This is a genomic window from Xanthomonas hawaiiensis, from assembly GCF_031834635.1.
Lineage (GTDB): Bacteria > Pseudomonadota > Gammaproteobacteria > Xanthomonadales > Xanthomonadaceae > Xanthomonas_A > Xanthomonas_A sacchari.
This window is the reverse complement of sequence record NZ_CP115873.1, coordinates 1881563-1898921: the sequence shown is the minus strand read 5'-3', so window position 1 is coordinate 1898921 and position 17359 is coordinate 1881563. Positions and strand designations below refer to the sequence as shown.

At 68.5% G+C, this 17359-nt stretch carries 15 protein-coding genes; 6 read left to right on the top strand and 9 right to left on the bottom strand.

Translation table 11 applies throughout. From position 1 onward, the window contains the following. Positions 1-109 precede the first annotated feature (109 nt). On the top strand, positions 110-1216 hold the full coding sequence (locus PG878_RS08255; RefSeq protein ID WP_209229328.1) for a sensor histidine kinase: 1107 nt from the start codon (positions 110-112) through the stop codon (positions 1214-1216). Here the strand turns inward: PG878_RS08255 and ppnN are convergent. The 6 genes from ppnN to grxD all read right to left on the bottom strand — a co-directional run bounded on the left by ppnN (position 1209) and on the right by grxD (position 10891). After that, positions 1209-2597: a nucleotide 5'-monophosphate nucleosidase PpnN gene (gene ppnN, locus PG878_RS08250; protein ID WP_209031131.1), complete on the bottom strand. Its 1389-nt coding sequence runs from the start codon at positions 2595-2597 to the stop codon at positions 1209-1211. The two genes, PG878_RS08255 and ppnN, sit on opposite strands and share 8 nt — an antisense overlap. Positions 2598-2706: 109 nt before the next feature. Further along, the gene (locus PG878_RS08245; protein ID WP_209031443.1) at positions 2707-5928 is read right to left on the bottom strand and encodes a TonB-dependent receptor; all 3222 of its coding nucleotides are present in this window, start codon (positions 5926-5928) and stop codon (positions 2707-2709) included. Between the two features lie 662 nt (positions 5929-6590). After that, positions 6591-8972: a TonB-dependent receptor gene (locus PG878_RS08240; RefSeq protein ID WP_209031130.1), complete on the bottom strand. Its 2382-nt coding sequence runs from the start codon at positions 8970-8972 to the stop codon at positions 6591-6593. Between the two features lie 265 nt (positions 8973-9237). Then, a complete protein-coding gene (locus PG878_RS08235; protein WP_209031129.1) occupies positions 9238-9837 on the bottom strand; it encodes a MarC family protein in 600 nt (199 codons plus the stop codon). Further along, entirely contained in the window at positions 9834-10574 is a 741-nt protein-coding gene (locus tag PG878_RS08230) for an SDR family NAD(P)-dependent oxidoreductase (RefSeq protein ID WP_209031128.1), read from the bottom strand. Before PG878_RS08230 ends, PG878_RS08235 begins: the two co-directional genes overlap by 4 nt. Next, the gene (gene grxD / locus PG878_RS08225; protein ID WP_010342114.1) at positions 10571-10891 is read right to left on the bottom strand and encodes a Grx4 family monothiol glutaredoxin; all 321 of its coding nucleotides are present in this window, start codon (positions 10889-10891) and stop codon (positions 10571-10573) included. The genes PG878_RS08230 and grxD overlap by 4 nt, the downstream gene beginning before the upstream one ends. A 125-nt stretch (positions 10892-11016) precedes the next feature. Here grxD and PG878_RS08220 point away from each other — a divergent pair, with 125 nt between their 5' ends. Continuing rightward, positions 11017-11592 (top strand): Fe-Mn family superoxide dismutase, encoded by a 576-nt coding sequence (locus PG878_RS08220; RefSeq protein ID WP_209031127.1) that lies wholly within the window; start codon positions 11017-11019, stop codon positions 11590-11592. A 95-nt stretch (positions 11593-11687) separates the two neighbouring features. Here PG878_RS08220 and PG878_RS08215 read toward each other — a convergent pair whose 3' ends face one another. Next, entirely contained in the window at positions 11688-12836 is a 1149-nt protein-coding gene (locus PG878_RS08215; protein ID WP_209031126.1) for a 5-(carboxyamino)imidazole ribonucleotide synthase, read from the bottom strand. Beyond that, positions 12833-13336, bottom strand: coding sequence for a 5-(carboxyamino)imidazole ribonucleotide mutase (gene purE, locus PG878_RS08210; protein ID WP_209031125.1), 504 nt, complete (start codon positions 13334-13336; stop codon positions 12833-12835). The genes PG878_RS08215 and purE overlap by 4 nt, the downstream gene beginning before the upstream one ends. 58 nt (positions 13337-13394) lie before the next feature. Here purE and PG878_RS08205 point away from each other — a divergent pair, with 58 nt between their 5' ends. The 4 genes from PG878_RS08205 (at position 13395) to PG878_RS08190 (ending at position 16678) form a co-directional block, all read left to right on the top strand. Beyond that, entirely contained in the window at positions 13395-13664 is a 270-nt protein-coding gene (locus PG878_RS08205; protein ID WP_010342118.1) for a Trm112 family protein, read from the top strand. Beyond that, a complete protein-coding gene (nadC, locus tag PG878_RS08200) occupies positions 13661-14539 on the top strand; it encodes a carboxylating nicotinate-nucleotide diphosphorylase (RefSeq protein ID WP_209031124.1) in 879 nt (292 codons plus the stop codon). The genes PG878_RS08205 and nadC overlap by 4 nt, the downstream gene beginning before the upstream one ends. A gap of 407 nt (positions 14540-14946) precedes the next feature. After that, positions 14947-16062: a DUF2272 domain-containing protein gene (locus tag PG878_RS08195; RefSeq protein ID WP_209031123.1), complete on the top strand. Its 1116-nt coding sequence runs from the start codon at positions 14947-14949 to the stop codon at positions 16060-16062. Positions 16063-16333: 271 nt separating this feature from the next. Continuing rightward, positions 16334-16678, top strand: a complete 345-nt coding sequence (locus PG878_RS08190) for a DUF3301 domain-containing protein (RefSeq protein WP_209031122.1) — start codon at positions 16334-16336, stop codon at positions 16676-16678. Between the two features lie 248 nt (positions 16679-16926). Here the strand turns inward: PG878_RS08190 and PG878_RS08185 are convergent, their stop codons facing one another. Further along, positions 16927-17358 carry a ClpXP protease specificity-enhancing factor gene (locus PG878_RS08185; RefSeq protein ID WP_010342123.1) on the bottom strand — a complete coding sequence of 144 codons (432 nt, stop codon included), beginning with the start codon at positions 17356-17358 and terminating at the stop codon, positions 16927-16929. Position 17359: the final 1 nt, after the last annotated feature.

Here is a 17359-nt window from a genome sequence, read left to right as displayed (position 1 = left end):
CTCGCCCATTACCCCTTCCCCTCGATTACCCTCGCCACCGTAGATTGTGCGACCGAAGGCCGGCAAACACTTGGCGACAAGCGGCATGATGCGCCGCACGAGTGGCATGATGAGGGACTCGACCAGCTTCCATCATACGATGCCACAGTCAGAACCCTATGCGCCGTCCTTGTTGGAGGGCCTGCAACAGCCGGCAACCATCATCGGGATATGGATCACCGGCGAGGCCCTCGCATGCATCCTGGCGCTGGCGCCGGGGAACGCGGGCGAGCGGTTGATTGTCTTCGGGATCGCCTCGCTGCTGATCCAATGGGTCGCGCTGTCCACGCTGCTGGCCATGCACCTGGCGCGGCGATGGCTGCAACGATGGCCAGTCGGCGTGCAACTCGGCGGCGCGCTGCTGACGATGGTCGCCTCCACCGGGCTGACGCAGATCTGCTTCCTGCTGCTGTTCGGCAGCGAGGCCCCCTCCCCCTCCCTGGCCGGCGCCCTGCCAGGGATCCTGAATACGATGGGTATCGCCTTCATCGCCGGGCTGCTGGGCCTGGTGGCAATCCGCAACCATCTGCGCGTCCAGGCGCTGTCGGTGCGCGCCGTGCGCGCCGAGCTGGAGGCACTGCAGGCGCGTACGCACCCGCACTTCCTGTTCAACACCCTCAACGTGGGGGCCGCGCTCGTGCACAGGCAGCCCGATGCGACTGAGCGATTGCTGCTCGACCTGGCCGATCTGTTCCGAGCCAGCCTCCAGGGCCAGCACGAAATGCCGCTTGAGGAAGAGATCGAGCTCGCACGCCGCTACCTGGCGATCGAGCAGTTACGGCTGGGTCCGAGGCTCGACGTGGAGTGGCGCATCGAGCCTGCGCTGCCATCGCTGCGCCTGCCGACGCTGTGCCTGCAAGCGTTGGTGGAGAACGCGATCCGGCACGGTGTGGAACCACGCACCGCAGCCAGCAAGGTGGTCGTTGAGATCGCCCGGCACGCCGACGGCGTGCGGATCGCGGTCAGCAACGACACGCTGCCGCGCCAGGCGCGGCCGGACAGCCGCGGTCATGGCATCGGGCAGTCCTCGATCCGCAGGAGGATCTCCGACCTGCACCCCTGCGCGCACCTGCACATCGAAGATTGCGACGAACGCTATACCGTGACCATCGACATTCCGCTACAGGCCAAAGCCGCTCCGAGCACACGCCGTTGGCGCCCGCTTCGCATCAAGTGACGACCCGGTAGCAGGGCCGGTACTCGCCGGAAATCTTCATCCGGCGCTGCTCGACGAAGGCCCGCAGCAGTTCGTCCAGGGCCTGCATCATGTCCGCATCGCCATGGATCTCGAACGGGCCGTGCTGCTCGATGCGGCGCATGCCGTCTTCCTTGACGTTGCCGGCGACGATGCCGGAGAAGGCGCGGCGCAGGTCGGCCGCCAGCGCATGCGGCGGGCGGCCATGGTGCAGATCCAGCGCGGCCATCGCCTCGTGGGTCGGCTCGAACGGACGCTGGTATTCCAGCGGGATGTCCACCGACCAGTTGAAGTAGAACGCGTCCTTCTGCTCCTTGCGGTGCGCGCGCACCTGCTGGATGCCGGCGGCCATCTTGCGCGCCACCGCCACCGGGTCGCCGACCACGATCTCGTAGCGCGAGGTCGCCGCTTCGCCCAGGGTCAGGCGCAGGAAACGGTCGATCTGCTCGAAGTACGGCGCGGCGATGGTCGGACCGGTGAGGATCAGCGGGAACGGCAGCGCGCGGTTCTCCTCGCGCAGCAGGATGCCGAGCAGGTACAGGATCTCCTCGGCGGTGCCGACGCCGCCCGGGAACACGATGATGCCGTGGCCGATGCGGACGAAGGCCTCCAGGCGCTTCTCGATGTCCGGCATGATCACCAGGTGATTGACGATCGGGTTCGGCGATTCGGCGGCGATGATGCCCGGCTCGGTCACGCCGATGTAGCGGTTGTCGTGCTTGCGCTGCTTGGCGTGGGCGATGGTGGCACCCTTCATCGGGCCCTTCATCGCGCCCGGACCGCAGCCGGTGCAGATGTCCAGCCCGCGCAGGCCCAGCTCGTAGCCGACCTGCTTGGTGTACAGGTATTCGTCGCGCGAGATCGAGTGGCCGCCCCAGCACACCACCAGTTTCGGATCGTTCGGCTGCAGAATGCGCGCGTTGCGCAACTGGCCGAACACGGCATTGGTGATGCCTTCGCTGGACTGCAGGTCGGTGGTCGACTCGGGGCCGAGTTCGATGGCCATGTAGGCCAGGTCGCGGACCACGGCGAACAGCAGTTCGGCCACGCCGTTGATGATCTCGCCGTCGACGAAGGCCATCGCCGGCGCATTGAGCAGGTCGATGCGCACGCCGCGGTCGCGCTGCACCACCTGGATGTCGAAGTCGGGATACAGGTCGCGCGCCGCGCGCGGATCGTCGGAGGCGCTGCCGCTGGTCAGCACCGCCAGCGCGCAGCGCCGCAGCAGTTCGTGCAGGCCGCCGCTGGACGCATCGCGCAGGCGCGCCACTTCCACGCGCGAGAGGATGTCCAGGCCGCCGCGCGGGTAGATCCGCGCATCCACTACCGGCAGCGCGCGCGCCGCCGTATTGCTGGTCGTCATATCGAATGTCTTGTCGGTGTCGTCAGCCGGCGACTTTAACGTCAGCCCCCGCAAAAAGAAAACGGCCGGGTCGCCCCGGCCGTTTCCAACGCTTCAGCTTGCGCCGCGATCAGAACTGATAGCGGAAGCCCAGCTGCATGGACCACTGCGACACGCCGATGTTGAAGCCGTCGGCGTCGGAATTGGCCGCCGTGGGCTGGTCGGTGTACAGGGTGTTGTACACGTACTTGCCCTGGTAGATGCCCTGCAGGTTGGCGACGCGGGCGTCGGCATAGAAGCCGTAGTCTTCGATCCGGCCCCACTTCTTGTTCAGCAGGTTGCCCACGTTCTGGATATCCAGCCAGATCTCGGACTTGTGGCCCTTGAAGAAGCCCGGCAGCTGCTGGGTGATGCGCACGTCGAAGGTGTTGATCCAGCCGGAACGGAAGCCGTTGGCCGGAGCGTAGCTGCCGGCGTACTTGGCCAGCTGCGGGTTCCTGGCCAGCCAGTCGAAGAACTGCTGCTGCAGCGCCGGGTTGGCGGTGAACGCACCGGTGTTGCTCAGCGTGCCGAACAGCACGTCGCCCGGACCCTTCGGCACGTAGAACAGGTCGTTGGTGGTGCGACCGTCGCCGTTGGCGTCGCCGTTGAACACGTAGCTGTACGGACGGCCGCTGCGACCTTCGTAGACCAGGCCCACGCGGGTCTCGTAGTCGCCGAAGAACATGTGCTTCCAGTCAAGCGAGCCGGAGATCCGGTCCTTGATCTCGTAGCGCGAGCGGTTCTCGGTTTCCGAGTTGGCGTCGAAGGCGTACTGGTAGCCCCAGCCCGAGCTGGCGGTGGAGCTGGTCAGCGGGCCGACTTCGGTGGCGTGCGTGTAGGTGTAGCCCAGGGTCCAGGACCAGTCGCCGCCTTCGCTGAACGGCTTGGACAGCGACACGGTGAACTGCTGGGTCTTGCCCTTGTCGGTGTTGTCGATCAGGTAGACGTCGCTGTACGCGCTGTTGCGGTTGTAGCGGTTGTCGCTAGTCGCCCACGGGCGGCCGGTACGCGCCGGGTTCCAGTACAGCGCGCGGCCGTCCGGACCGTAGTAGGCCGGGCTCGGATCCTGGCCCGGGCTGTTGACGCGACCGATGTTCAGGCTCTTGTAGTACAGGCCGTCCTTGACCTTGGTCACCAGCAACTCGGCCGAGGCGACGATGCCGTACCACGGCAGCTCGTGATCCAGGGCCAGGTTGGCCTTATACAGCGACGGCAGCTTGAAGTCGTTGCCGACGAAGCTCACGCCCTGGGTCGCCGAACCAGGACGATTCGGGACCGGCTGGGTATCCTTGTTGGCGCTGAACGGCACCGTCGGATCGTACGTGGTCAGGCTATAAGCGTTGTAGTTGAAGCCGGTGTTGGAGTAGCTGTTGCCGATCCACACCTGCGGCGCATCGCCCTGGAACAGGCCGACGCCACCGCGCAGCTGGGTCGGACGGTCGGTGTCGAAGGTGTAGTTGAAGCCGAAGCGCGGCTGGATCAGGAAGTCGCTCTTGAAGATCTTGCTGTTGTCGTAGCCGAAGTAGGCCTGCGCCGCGGCGTTGTAGGTCGGATCCGGGCTCACCTGCGGACGGTCGCCACGCAGGCCCAGGGTCAGGGTCAGGTTGTTGTTGACGTACCAGGTGTCCTGCACGAACAGGCCGAGGTTGCTGTTCTTGTAGTCGGCCGCGATCGAGCCGGGGCTACGCTCCTGGTTGAGCTGGTACGAGCTCCAGCGGCCGCTGGCGAAGTTGTCCAGGCCGAAGAAGGTGTACACGCCCCAGCTGTTGCGGCCGTACAGGTTGTAGATGTCGTTGGTGCTGTAGTCGACGCCGAACTTCAGGTTGTGGTTGTCCAGGGTCAGGGTACCCGCACCGTAGTAGTTCCAGGTCTTGGTGGTGAGGATGTTGCCCTGCGAGTTGGTCTCGGTGCCCAGGTACAGCACGTCGCCGGTCGGGTTGGCGACCGAGCCGTCGAAGTACACGGCGATGCTCGGCGCATCGGTCGGCACCACGCGGATCGCGGAGTAGTCGCGGTAGGACACCTTGAACTCGGTGGAGAAGTTCTCGGACCAGTCGCTGAACAGCTGGCCGACATAGCTCTCGACCGACTTCTCGTGCTGGTACCAGTACGAGCTCAGCGACGCCTGGCTGGAGCTGCCGGCGCCGTTGATGCGCAGCTTGCTCTGGTCGAGCTTGCTGTAGCGCAAGCTGGCGCGGTGGTTGTCGCTGATGTTCCAGTCGAGCTTCAGCGCGTATTCCTTCAGGTCGGTGTTGCCGTCGCTGTCCAGGCCGCCGGCATCGAAGCCGTAGTTCTTGGCGATCTGCTGGGCGCGGGTCACGTCGGCCATGCCGTACTTGGCGTTGGCCTTGCCCAGCGCGGTGCTGCCGAGGTCGACACCCGGCGCGTCCTGCTGGAACTTCTCGTAGTTGGCGAAGAAGAACAGCTTGTCCTTGACGATCGGGCCGCCGAAGGTCGCGCCGTAGGTCTTCTCCTTGGTGAAGCCGTTGAACTTGGTGCCGTCCGGGTTGTCGCCGAACCAGTCGCCATCGCGATAGCTGCCGTACACCGAGCCGTGGAACTCGTTGGTACCGGACTTGGTCACCGCATTGACGGTGGCGCCGGCGGCGCTGGCGATGCTGACGTCGTAGTTGGACAGGTTGACGTCGATGGCTTCGATGGCTTCCATCGACACCGGCTGACGCCGGGTGGTCATGTTGTTGCCTTCCAGGCCGAAGGTGTCGCTGGCCGAGACGCCGTCGATGTTGATCGAGTTGTAGCGCGGATTCAGGCCGCCGGCGCTGATCGTGCCCGAGGCGCGATCGACGAAGGCCACGCGCGGATCCAGGCGCATGTAGTCCTGGATGTTGCCGTTGATCGACGGCAGTGCTTCGATCTGCTCGCGACCGATGTTGGTGCCCGAGCCCGTCTTGGTGGCGCTGAACACTTCCGAGCCGGTGGCCACGGCGACGGCATTGACCGTCTCCAGGGTGGTCGGCGCGGCCATGTCGCCGGTCAGGTCGGCATTGATGGTGGCGTTCTGGTTGACGCTCAGGTACACGCCGTCTTCGGTCTTGGTGCCGTCGCCCGACTTGGTGATGGTGATGCTGTACGGACCGCCGACGCGCAGGCCGCGCGCGTTGTAGCGACCGGCGGCATCGGTGGTGGCGCGGCTGACCGTGCCCGACTCGACGTGGGTGATGGTCACCTCGGCGCCGGCGACCGGCTGGCCGCCATGGGTCACCACGCCGCCGACACCGGCGGAGGTGCTCTGGGCGAACACCGGCGCCGCGGCCAGCGCCGCAACGAGGCCCAGAGTGAGCTTGGACATCCGCAGACGGGGTTGAATCATTGCAATAGCCTCGATGGAGTTTGACGAAATGCGCATGGCAGTGCCGCGCGAGTACGGGCGCACGGCCGCGGGATGGGGGCTGGTCACCCTTGCCGATTCCCCGCAAGGGTTAACATGAGTTTAACACCATAGGGCCAATTTGTTGCCGAAACGTGACAACCGGGCACAAATGGACATGACCTGCCATGGATCCCAGTTTTCTTGGCTGCATTCGGTCATGGGATGGCACAAGCGCGCATGGGCGCGCCGTCCTCTCGGCCAGCGTGGGTGGCGGATGAGGCGAGCGCGACGCCAGCAGCGCGGTGACCGGGGCGGCCCCACTCTCCAACTCTCCAGCGTCGAAGGTGCGCTGGCGTCAGCCCCACCGATCAGGCAGTTTCGGGAGGCCGGCGCGATCCGGTCCATGTGGCGGCGCCCGGCGCCAGACCCTGCTCCCCCTTGGCGCTGCCCTGGTGAGGCACCCTGGATTCCGCCGAACCGGCGGCGGGCGGCCGACGGCATGTCGGCTTGGGATCCACACGCCCATGGTCAGGCCGGCGACGTTCCCCGACATCGCACGCCCGCAAACGCAAACGGCCGGGGCGATGGCCCCGGCCGTTTGCGTCCTGCCTGGTCCAGCCCGGGTGCGGGCCGGCGGTGCCTCAGAACGAGGCGCCGAAGGTCACCGCGAACGCACGCGGCTCCAGCACGGAGTAGTACGGGGTGCCGGTGGCCGCCCCGTCCGGGTAGTCGCTGGCGCCGGACGCCGCCAGCACCTGGCTGGTGCTGACCCAGGTGACGGCCTGCTTGTCGGTCAGGTTGTACAGGTTGAGCTTGATCGACGGCTTCTTCAGCCAGCCCCAGTCGGCGAAGGTGTAGCCGGCGTCGGCGCCGAAGGTGGTGTAGCCCCCCACCCGTTCGGTGTTCATGTAGTCGCCGTAGCGCGAGCCGGAGTAGCGGCCCTTCAGCGCGACCCAGAAATCGCCGATGCTGTAGCTCAGGCGCAGATTGGCCAGGTTCTTCGGCGTATTGGCCAACTGCTTGCCGCCGACTGCGTAGTCGTAGCTGCCGCTGGAGGTCCCCACCGTCAACGCGTCGCTCAGGATCCTGGCCTGGGTATAGGTGTAGGAGCCGTACAGCTTGAGGTTGTCGGTGATGGTGTAGCTGGCCTCGCCGTTGAAGCCGCGCATGCGCACCTTGCCGATCGAGATGTAGGTGGTCAGCGCCGTGGTCTGGTCGTAGCTGGACATCTGCTTGTTGCGGTAATTGCTCTGGTACAGCATCGCCGACAGCGAGAAGCGGTCGCCGTAGTAGCGCCAGCCCAGATCGTTGGTCCAGGCCGATTCCGGTTGCGGGATCTCCTGCGCCGCCGACAGGTTGATCGAGATCGAGTTGGTGGCCGGCACGCGGAAGGTCTTGGCGACGCCGTAGTAAAACTGGGAGCGGCTGTCCGGGGCGTACTTGATGCCGAACGCCGGCAGCAGCTTGCTGTAGCTGTTGTCGAAGTCCACGCCGATCTCCTTGGTGCTGTCGGGCCATTGATAGTTGTGGCCCTTGCGCGTGGCATGGATCCAGGACACGCCGTAGTTGACCGCCCAGTCGTCGGCGGGGGTCCAGTTGTCCTGGATGAAGTACTTCTGCACGTCGGTCATCGTGTAGGTGCGGTAGCTCTGCTGCACCTGGCCGTCGGCATAGGTCAGGAAGCAGCCCTCGCTCTCGGCCCACACGTCGCACGGCTGCCCGTCGCTCTGATCGGTCTTGACGATGCTGCTGTTCTGGCTCTTGCGCGAGCGGTCGTACCACAGGCCGTAGACCAGGTTGTGGTCCATGCCGATGTCCTGGAAGAACTTGGCGACCACGCCCGGGCGCACCGTCGCGGAGTAGGAATAGGTGTAGTCCACGTCGCGGCTGCCGCTCACGCTGCTGGAGGCGCCGTAGACATTGCCGTTGCCGCTGGACGGGTACACCGACGCGGCGCTGGAACCGCCACCCTCGCCCCACCACACGTAGGGCACCACCGACAGACGCAGGGTGTCGCCGAGGGTGAACTCGCCATCCAGGCTGACCAGCAGGCTCCTGTAGGGATTGCGGCGCAGCTTCCAGTAGGACTGGTCGGCGGAGGTGCCGCCGCCGCCCCAGGTCGCGTTGTAGTCGTAGGCGTAGTCGCTGGCCAACTGCGCCTTGCTGGCGGTGTTGTAGGAATAGTTTGACTGCCGGTTGTACTGGAACGACGCGCTGATCGAGTTGCCCGGGCTGATGTCCCACACGCTCTTGCCATCGATCTTTCCGACCGACATGTCGCCATTGCCCTTCCACTTGTCCGCGCCGTTGGTCGAATACGACACCCACGAGCGCAGCGGACCGGTATCGCCGGTGTTGACCCGCACGAAGGTGCGCCGGTAATCGTTGCTGCCGAAGCTCTGGTTGAAATCCACCCCGAACGCATGGCTGGGATCGATCGTCGACCAGGCGATCTGGCCGCCGGTGGCGCCCATCTCCGGCTGGTCCACGTTCGGCGTGCCCTGGGTGACGGTGATGTCGTTGTAGTTCTCGGCATCGCCGTATTCGGTGGCATAGACCGAATAGCTGCCGCTGTCGGTCACCGGGGCGCCGTTGACGGTGATGCCGATCGCCGAGGAATCGAAACCGCGCAGGCTGTAGTTGCCGTTGTTGAGGCCGGTCACGTCGCTGGTGGAGGCGTCCACGCCCGGGATCGCATCGATCATCTGGGTGAAGTTGCTGCCGCCGGACGCCTGCACGATCGCTTCGCGGGTCACCGTGGACATCGCCTTGCTGGCGGTCTGCACGGTCATGTTGCCGCCGCCGAGCACGTAGCTGCCCTTGTCGGCACTGACGTTGACCTTGTCCAGTTGCTGCACGCGCTTGGTCTCGTACGCGGCGGTGGTATTGGACGTGCTGGAGGCGGCGGCCGCCCGCTGCACGGCGTCGGTGTCGGCCTCCTGCGCATGGGCCGGACGCGCCGAGAGCGCGGTCGCCAGCGCCAGACAAAGCGTGGAAAGAGCATGTGTGGAACGGAACGTCATCGGAGCGCCTGTGAGCAACGTGGGAGCGGCAGCAGCGGGCGCACGGGCACCTGCCGCTTCGAGGGCGCTAAGGTAGGCAGGCTATTTCGCCCGCGTATGCCTCGGGCGTTGACGAAAACTTAATCTGCCGGCACGCCGCGGCAAGCGCGGGCAAAAAAAAGCGCGGCGAATGTCATCGAATTGCCGCAGACGCACGGTACGTCGCAGCGCTGGCGCACAGAGGCCAGGCCGGGGCGACGCGCGGCACCGGCCGCGCACGCCCCGCTCAACCGGCGACCGGCGATTTCAGGTAGGCCGTCAGCCCGTCCAGGAACATCTGCACCGAGATCGCCACCAGCAGCATGCCCATCAGCCGCTCGACCGCGGTCAGCACGCGCATGCCGAGCAACTTGTACAGCAGCGTGCCGGAGAACAGCAGGGCCGAGGTCGCCAGCCAGGCCAGGATCAGCGCCAGGCTCCATTCGCCCAGCCGGGTCGGCTCGTTGCTGCCCATCAGCATCACCGCGGCCATGCCGGAGGGGCCTGCCACCAGCGGGATGGCCAGCGGCACGATGAAGGGCTCGCCGTCGGGAATCTCGCCCATCAGCCCTTCCGGGCGCGGGAAGATCATGCGGATGCCGATCAGGAACAGCACGATGCCGCCGGCGATCGCCACCGATTCCTGGCGCAGGTGCATCACTTCCAGGGCGTACTTGCCGCCCCACAGGAAGCCCATCAGCACGCCCAGCGCGATCAGCAGTTCGCGCGCCAGCACGATGCGCTGGCGCCGCGCCGGCAGCGGCTTGAGCACGCTGAGGAACACCGGGATGTTGCCCAGCGGGTCGAGGATCAGGAACAGCAGCAGCGCTGCCGACAGGATGGTCATGCCAGGGGATTCCAGATCGCGCCGCGGTGCGCGGCGCCGGCGGGCGACAGCAGTTCGACGCAGGCGCCGGCGTAGTGCGCCGGATCGACCGCGTCGCGGTCTTCTTGATGGGTATAGGCGCGGGCGCGCAAGGCGGTGCGCATCGGCCCCGGCTGCAGCCCGGCCACGCGCACGCGCGAGGCGGCCAGCTCGCCGTGCAGGCTCGCCAGCAGGCCGCGGCGGCCGTGCTGGGCCGCGCCGTAGCCGCCCCAGTAGGCCTGGCCGACCCGCGCCGGATCGTCCACCGCGAATACGATCGCGGCATCCTCGGCCTGCCGCAGCAACGGCAGGCAGGCCTGGGTTAGCCAGGCCGCAGCGGTCAGATTGACGTGGAGGGCGCGCGCAAACTGGGCCGGATCGGCATGCTCGAACGGGGTCAGCCCGACGAAGTCGGCCGCGCAGTGCAGCAGCCCGTCCAGGCGGCCGAGCTCGCCTTGCAGGCGCTCGGCCAGGGTCGCGTAGTCCGGCGGGGTGGCGCCGAGCAGGTCCAGCGGATACAGCAGCGGCGCGGCACCGACCGCGGCGATCGCGTCGTAGACCCGGTTCAGGCGTGCCGGCTTGTGCCCGAGCAGAACCACCGTGGCCCCGGCCTGGGCGCAGGCCAGCGCCGCGGCGCTGCCGAGCCCGCCGGCGGCGCCACTGACCAGGATCACCCGCTGCGCCAGCGCGCCGGCCTGCGGCGACGCAGGCGCCGTCACGACTGGTAGGCCTCGGTGACGATGCGCTGCAGCTCGCCGGACTCGAACAGCTCCATGGTGATGTCGCAGCCGCCGATCAGCTCGCCATGGATGAACAGCTGCGGGAACGTCGGCCAGTTCGAATAGCGCGGCAGATTCGCACGGATCTCCGGCTCGTCGAGCACGTTGACCGTGTGCAGGCGGTCGGCGCCGGCGGCCAGCAGCGCCTGCAATGCGCGGCTGGAAAAGCCGCACATCGGGTACTGCGGCGTGCCCTTCATGAACAACACGATGGGATGGCGTTCGACGTCGGCCTGGATGCGCTCCATCACCTGCATGCGGGTTCTCTCCTGCTGGGGCGAAAGAACGACCTTGGCGGTCGGCTAGACTCTCGCGTAGCCGCATAGTGTAAGCCCTGCGCGCGGCAGTACCGCGACACGCACCCGAAACCGCCCGAGGATCCATGCCCATCGAACTCGCTCCCCTGCCCTACGCCGCCGCGTCGCTGGCCCCGCATCTGTCCGCCGCCGCGGTGGAACAGCACCACGCCCATGAGCGCGCCCTGGTGGAACGGCTCAATGCGCGCCTGGCCGGCAGCGACCTGGCCGAGCTGGCGCTGCCGGACCTGCTGCGGCGCGCCCAGGGCAGCCTGTTCCAGGAGGCGGCCGAGGTCTGGAACCACGCGTTCTACTGGCGCGGCCTGCGCCCGCGCGGCGGCGGCGAACCCGGCGGCGCCCTCGGCGAACGTCTGGCCAAGAGCTTCGGCGACGTGGCCCGGTTCAAGGCCGAGTTCGAGCGCATGGCGCTGGCGCTGTTCGGCTCCGGCTGGATCTGGCTGGTGCAGCGCCCGGACGGCAGCCTGGCCGTGGTGAGCACGGCCAACGCCGGCACCCCGCTGACCGGCGACGACACGCCGCTGCTGGCCTGCGACGTCTGGGAACACGCCTACTACACCGACCATCCCGGCGACCGCACGCGCTATCTGCAGGCGTTCTGGAAACTGGTCAATTGGGAGTTCGCGGCGTCCAATCTGCGTTGAGCGGGGATTGGGGATTCGGGATTGGGGATTCGCAGGAGCGGCGGCCGTGGCCGCCGCTCCTTGCCCCGGGGTCGCCCGCGCTTCGTGATGCGGGTTCAGCGCTGGCCGCGCAGGGCGGCGATCACCGGGGCGACCTGGGACTCGCGCTGCAACTGCGCGCCCACGGTCTGCAGGGCCTGCGCCAGCGCCTCCGGCGTGTCCTCGCGCAGGGTGGCATGGCCGACCTTGCGGCCTTCGCGCGGCTGCTTGCCGTAGTCGTGCCAATGCCCGCCGGGCTGCGCCAGGACCGGTGCGGCATCGGGCATCGCGCCGATCCAGTTGAGCATGCAGGCATGGCCGCGCATGCGCGTGGAGCCCAGCGGCAGCCCCAGCACCGCGCGCAGGTGGTTCTCGAACTGCGAGGTCTCCGCGCCTTCGATGGTCCAGTGGCCGGAGTTGTGCACGCGCGGGGCCATCTCGTTGGCCAGCAGTTCGCCGTCGCGGCAGAACAGCTCCAGCGCGAACACGCCGACGTACTGCAGGCGCTCGGCCAGGGCGCGCGCATGCGCCACCGCCACCTGCTCCAGCGCGGCATCGGCCTGCGCCGGCGCCAGGCTGGCCGACAGCACGCCGTGCACATGCCAGTTCTCGGTCAGCGGCCAGGTGCGGAACTCGCCGTCGCGGCCGCGCACCGCCACCACGCTGACCTCGCGCTGGAACGGCACGAACGCCTCGGCGATCAGGCCCACGCTGGCCGCCTGCGCGCCCAGCGCGTCCCAGGCCGCATCGGCATCGGCAGCGGACGCGATGCGGAACTGGCCCTTGCCGTCGTAGCCGAGCCGGCGGGTCTTGAGGATGCACGGCGTGCCGACCTGCGCCAGCGCCGCGTCCAGATCGGCGCGCGTCTCGATCGCAGCGAAGCCCGGCACCGGGATGCCGAGCTCGCGGAACAGTGTCTTCTCGGCCAGGCGGTCCTGCGCCACGGCCAGCGCATCCGGGCTCGGGAACACCGGCACCTGACCGGCCAGCCAACCGGCGCTGGCCGCAGGCACGTTCTCGAAATCGAAGGTCGCCACGTCGACCGCGTCCGCGAACGCGGCCAGCGCGGTCTCGTCGGCATAGTCGCCGACCCGCAGCGGCGCCACCTGCCCGCCACAGGCGTCGGCCGCCGGATCCAGCAGCGCGAAGCGCAGGCCCAGCGGCACGCCGGCCACGGCCATCATGCGTGCCAACTGCCCCGCTCCCAGGATGCCGACGGTGGTCATTGGCGCGGATCGTCCTTGGCCATCACGTCGTCGGTCTGGCGCTGGCGGAACTCGCCCAGCGCGGTGCCGATCCCGGCGTGGTCGTGGGCCAGCAGCGCCGCGGCGAACAGCGCGGCGTTGGCCGCGCCAGCATTGCCGATCGCGAAGGTGGCCACGGGGATGCCGGCCGGCATCTGCACGATCGACAGCAGCGAGTCCATGCCGTTGAGCGCCTTGGACTGCACCGGCACGCCCAGCACCGGCACCGCGGTCTTGGCCGCGAGCATGCCCGGCAGGTGCGCGGCGCCGCCGGCACCGGCCACGATCGCGCGCAAGCCGCGCCCGGCGGCCTGCTCGGCATAGGAGAACAGCACATCAGGCGTGCGGTGCGCCGACACCACCTTCACTTCATAGGGCACGCCCAGCGCATCGAGTTTCTGCGCCGCATGCTGCATGGTCTCCCAGTCGGAGCGGGAACCCATCACGATGCCGACGAGCGGCGCGGTTTGCTTGGAGGTCATGGCCGTCCCCTGCCTTAAAGACGTATTCTAGCCGTCTTCCACGCAAGACGAAGACCGGATGGACCGCAAACTGCTCGACCTGCTGTGCTCGCCCGACACCCGCCAACCGCTGGCGCTGCTGGAGGCGCGCGGCCTGGAGGCGTTGAACCGCGCCATCGCCGCCGGCGGCGTGCAGCGCGCCGATGGCAGTGCGCAGGCGCAACCGCTGCGCGAAGCCCTGATCACCCGCGACCGCAAGCAGGTGTTCCGCGTCGACGACGGCATCCCGGTGCTGCTGGCCGAAGAAGCCATCGGCACTGCCCAGCTCGCCGACTTCCCGGCCAAATGAGCCGCGACACGGCGCCGCCGCAGGCGCCCGCCGCGGAGCTGATCGCCGCCGATGTGGCGCGCGCCCTGGCCGAGGACCTCGGCAGCGGCGACGTCACCGCCGCGCTGTTGCCCGACCGCGCCGACAGCGCCTACCTGCTGTGCAAGCAGGACGCGGTGATCGCCGGCCGGCCCTGGTTCGACGCCTGCCACCGGGCGCTGGATCCCCAGGTCCGCATCGACTGGCAGGTGGCCGAAGGCCAGCGCGTGCCCGCCGGCACCGTGCTGGCCTTGCTGCACGGGCGCAGCCGCGCCCTGGTCAGCGCCGAGCGCGCCTCGCTGAACTTCCTGCAGACCTTGTCCGCCACAGCCACCGCCACCGCTGCCTACGTGGCCGCGGTCGCCGGCACCGGCGCGCGCATCCTGGACACGCGCAAGACCCTGCCCGGCCTGCGCCTGGCGCAGAAGTACGCGGTGCGCTGCGGCGGCGGCGACAACCACCGCATCGGTCTGTACGACACGGTGATGCTGAAGGAAAACCACATCCACGCCGCCAGCTCGCTGCCCGCGGCGGTGGCCGCCGCGCGCGCGCAGTGGCCGGCGCTGCCGCTGGTGGTGGAGGTGGAAACCCTGGAGCAGTTGCGCGAAGCGCTGCAGGCCGGCTGCGACCGCATCCTGATCGACGATTTCACGGCAGAACAGCGCCGCGCCGCGGTGGCGATCGCTGCGGGCGCGCCGTTCCACCGTGCGATTCCGCTGGAAGTCTCCGGCGGCGTCGACCTGGAGGCGGTGCGCGCGATCGCGCAGGACGGCGTCGACTGCATCTCCATCGGTGCCCTGACCAAGCATGTGCAGGCCGTGGATCTGTCGCTGAAACTCGGAACGCCGCCGCAGTAGCGGCCGGAGCCGCGCGGACGAGGCGACCGCGCGGCGAATCTACCACCGACACACCTTCGTGGCGCAACCCTGTATGCAGGACGCATTACGACGTTGAGCACGTCAGCCCCCGCTGGATGAGCCGCGTACGCGGCTCCCCCTCGTGTGGGAGCGGCGTCGGCCTCGTCGGAGGATCACTGTGGGAGGGACTTCAGTCCCGACGCATTGCACTGTCGGAAAGCACACCACTTCGCATTTCGCGGCTGTCCCACCACCCCAAGGGCAAACCGCCAAGCGCCTGATCCGCCGGCCAACACGCTAGTCAGCACGGCGCTGCCTGCCTGGACCGCGCGGCGCACTCTACACTTCACGGCACCGCCGACGCCGCTCTGCGACGCTGCGTGTTCCTCTCCCCGCCGAGTTCGCCGATGTTCCGCCCCTGGTTCGCGCTGCTGTGTGTCGCCGCCCTGTTTCCCGCCGGCCGCGCCGCGGCCGCGGAAGTCTGCGATCTGCCGCCGCGCTTCGGCCTGACGCCGGCGGCGGTGGCGATCGTGCGCACCGCCTGCAACGAACACCGGCTGTGGTGGCGCCCGTTCATCGATCGCGACGGCCGCCTGGCCGGCCTGCGCGTCACCGAGGCCGAGCGCGCCGACCTTGCCGACGACGGCATCGAAGCCTGGCAGCGCGTGGCGGCATACTGGCGCGACAGCGGCACACTCGGCGCGATGGGGCAAATCGACGGCGCCGCGAGTTGCCAGCAGCTGGACGGATCGCGCTACCGCGAGAACGACTGCCGCGCCTTCATCGTCGACAATCCATGGTCGGCGGCCTTCGTGTCCTACGTGATGGTGCGCGCCGGGGTAGCCGGCTTTCGCACCTCGATCCGCCATATCGACTACATCCGCGCCGCCTACCAGGCCGGCGCGGACGGCCTGCCCTACCGCTATGCCGACCCGCAGCAGGAAAAGCCGGCCCCCGGCGACCTGCTGTGCTTCCTGCGCGGACACCGGCAGCCGGTCGGCGCCGCCGGCCTGCGCGAGGCGCTGGCGCGCGGGCGCCCGCTGCCGTGGGAATCGCATTGCGACATCGTGGTCGCGGCCAACGTCGGCGGCGACCAGACCCTGTACCTGATCGGCGGCAACGTGTTCAACGCGGTGACCATGCGCAAGCTCAAGCTGGACCGCAGCGGGCGCCTGCAACTGGATGCGCCGCTGGCGCAGGAGCAGAACGACGAAGGCGCCGCCCTCGAATGCACGCCGGGCCACGAGGAGCTGTGCGACGTCAACCGCCAGGACTGGTCGGCCCTGCTGAAGCTGCAACCGCAGGCGCAGCTACTGCCGCCCACCGTGCCTGCCTCCATGCCGATCACGCCGCCGCCCGCGACGCCAGCAAGCGCGGCACCGGGCACGCCGGCCGTACCGCCAGCACCGCCCTCCGCGCCGAACCCGCAGGTCCCGCCACCGGCGCCCGCCGCAGCGCCTGCTTCGCCACAACCCGCCGCGCCCTCAAGTAACGACACACCCAAGACCGAACCGCAGTCCTAGCGGAAACACGCGCGACCCACCGCAAGGTTTGCCCAAAAGATTCCTGCAGGTAGGCACATCGTGCAATCAAGGCAATGTGCGAGCCTTGCCCAGCAGGATGAGGGCGGTGAGCGCACTTCGGCTCCGCGCGCCCCCAACAACCTGCAGGCGCGCGAACACGCAGCATCGACCGGCAGTGCACCGCCCCAACAGCCGCCGACGCACCTCCCAATCCCCAATCCCCAATCCCAGCCCGATTGCCCCCCCACCGGCGCCTCGCTACAGTGGCGCCATGCCCAGCCTGATCCTGTTGATGATCGCCGGCGCCGCGGTGTTCGCGTTCTGGAACGCCTCGCGCGCCGCCGCCGAACGCGCCGAAATCCTCGGCCGCAACGCCTGCAAGGCCGCCGACGTGCAGTGGCTGGACCAGAGCGTGCACGGCACCGGCCTGCGCCTGCGCCGCCTGCCCAACGGCTGGCTCGGCTTCGAACGCAGCTTCCGCTTCGACTATTCCTACGACGGCAGCGACCGCCACAGCGGCCGCCTGGTGCTGCTCGGCGACCAGTTGATCGCCTTCACCGGGCCGTCGGTGGCCAGTGTGAGCAGCCTGCAGGAAGCGCGCGCGCAGCGCGAGTGAGCCAAGCCCACGGCGACAGCGCAGGTGCGTGCGCGGTCGATGGCATGCCACGTGGAATGGGCGGCGACCGCAGTGCGCCATCCCGCTTGCTGTAGGAGCGGCTTCAGCCGCGATGGGCGTTACCGGTAGCGCCGGTCGCGGCTGAAGCCGCTCCTACGGCAGAACAACGCGGTGCGCGATGCACGTACACCGGAAACGCCAACCCTTGAGTGGGTGAAGCGCGACCACCGAGGTCGCGCATCGACTGGCTATTTGACCACGCGCAGCCGCGGACGCTTGCCGGCGTCGTCGGAACCGCCCGGCCGCGGCGGTGGCGGGGTGTCGTCGCCCGGCGGCTCGCTGGCGCCGTGGATGTCGTCCGGCAGCGCCATGCCCTGCCCGGTTTCGCGCGCATACACGGCCAGCACCGCGGACATCGGCACCTGCACCGGGTAGCTGACGCCGCCGAAGCGGGCGGTGAAGCTGACCCCGTCGTTGTCGATCTGCAGGCGCACCACGGCGCGCTCGGCGATGTTCAGCACCACCCGCCCGTCCTTGACCGCGCTCGGCGGCACCTGCACGCCGGGCAGGCCCGCATCCACCAGGATATGCGGGGTCATGCCGTTGTCGTTGATCCATTCCACCAGCGCCCGCAGCAGGTACGGGCGATGGCTGGTCATGCGGGAAGTGTCTTCAGTCATG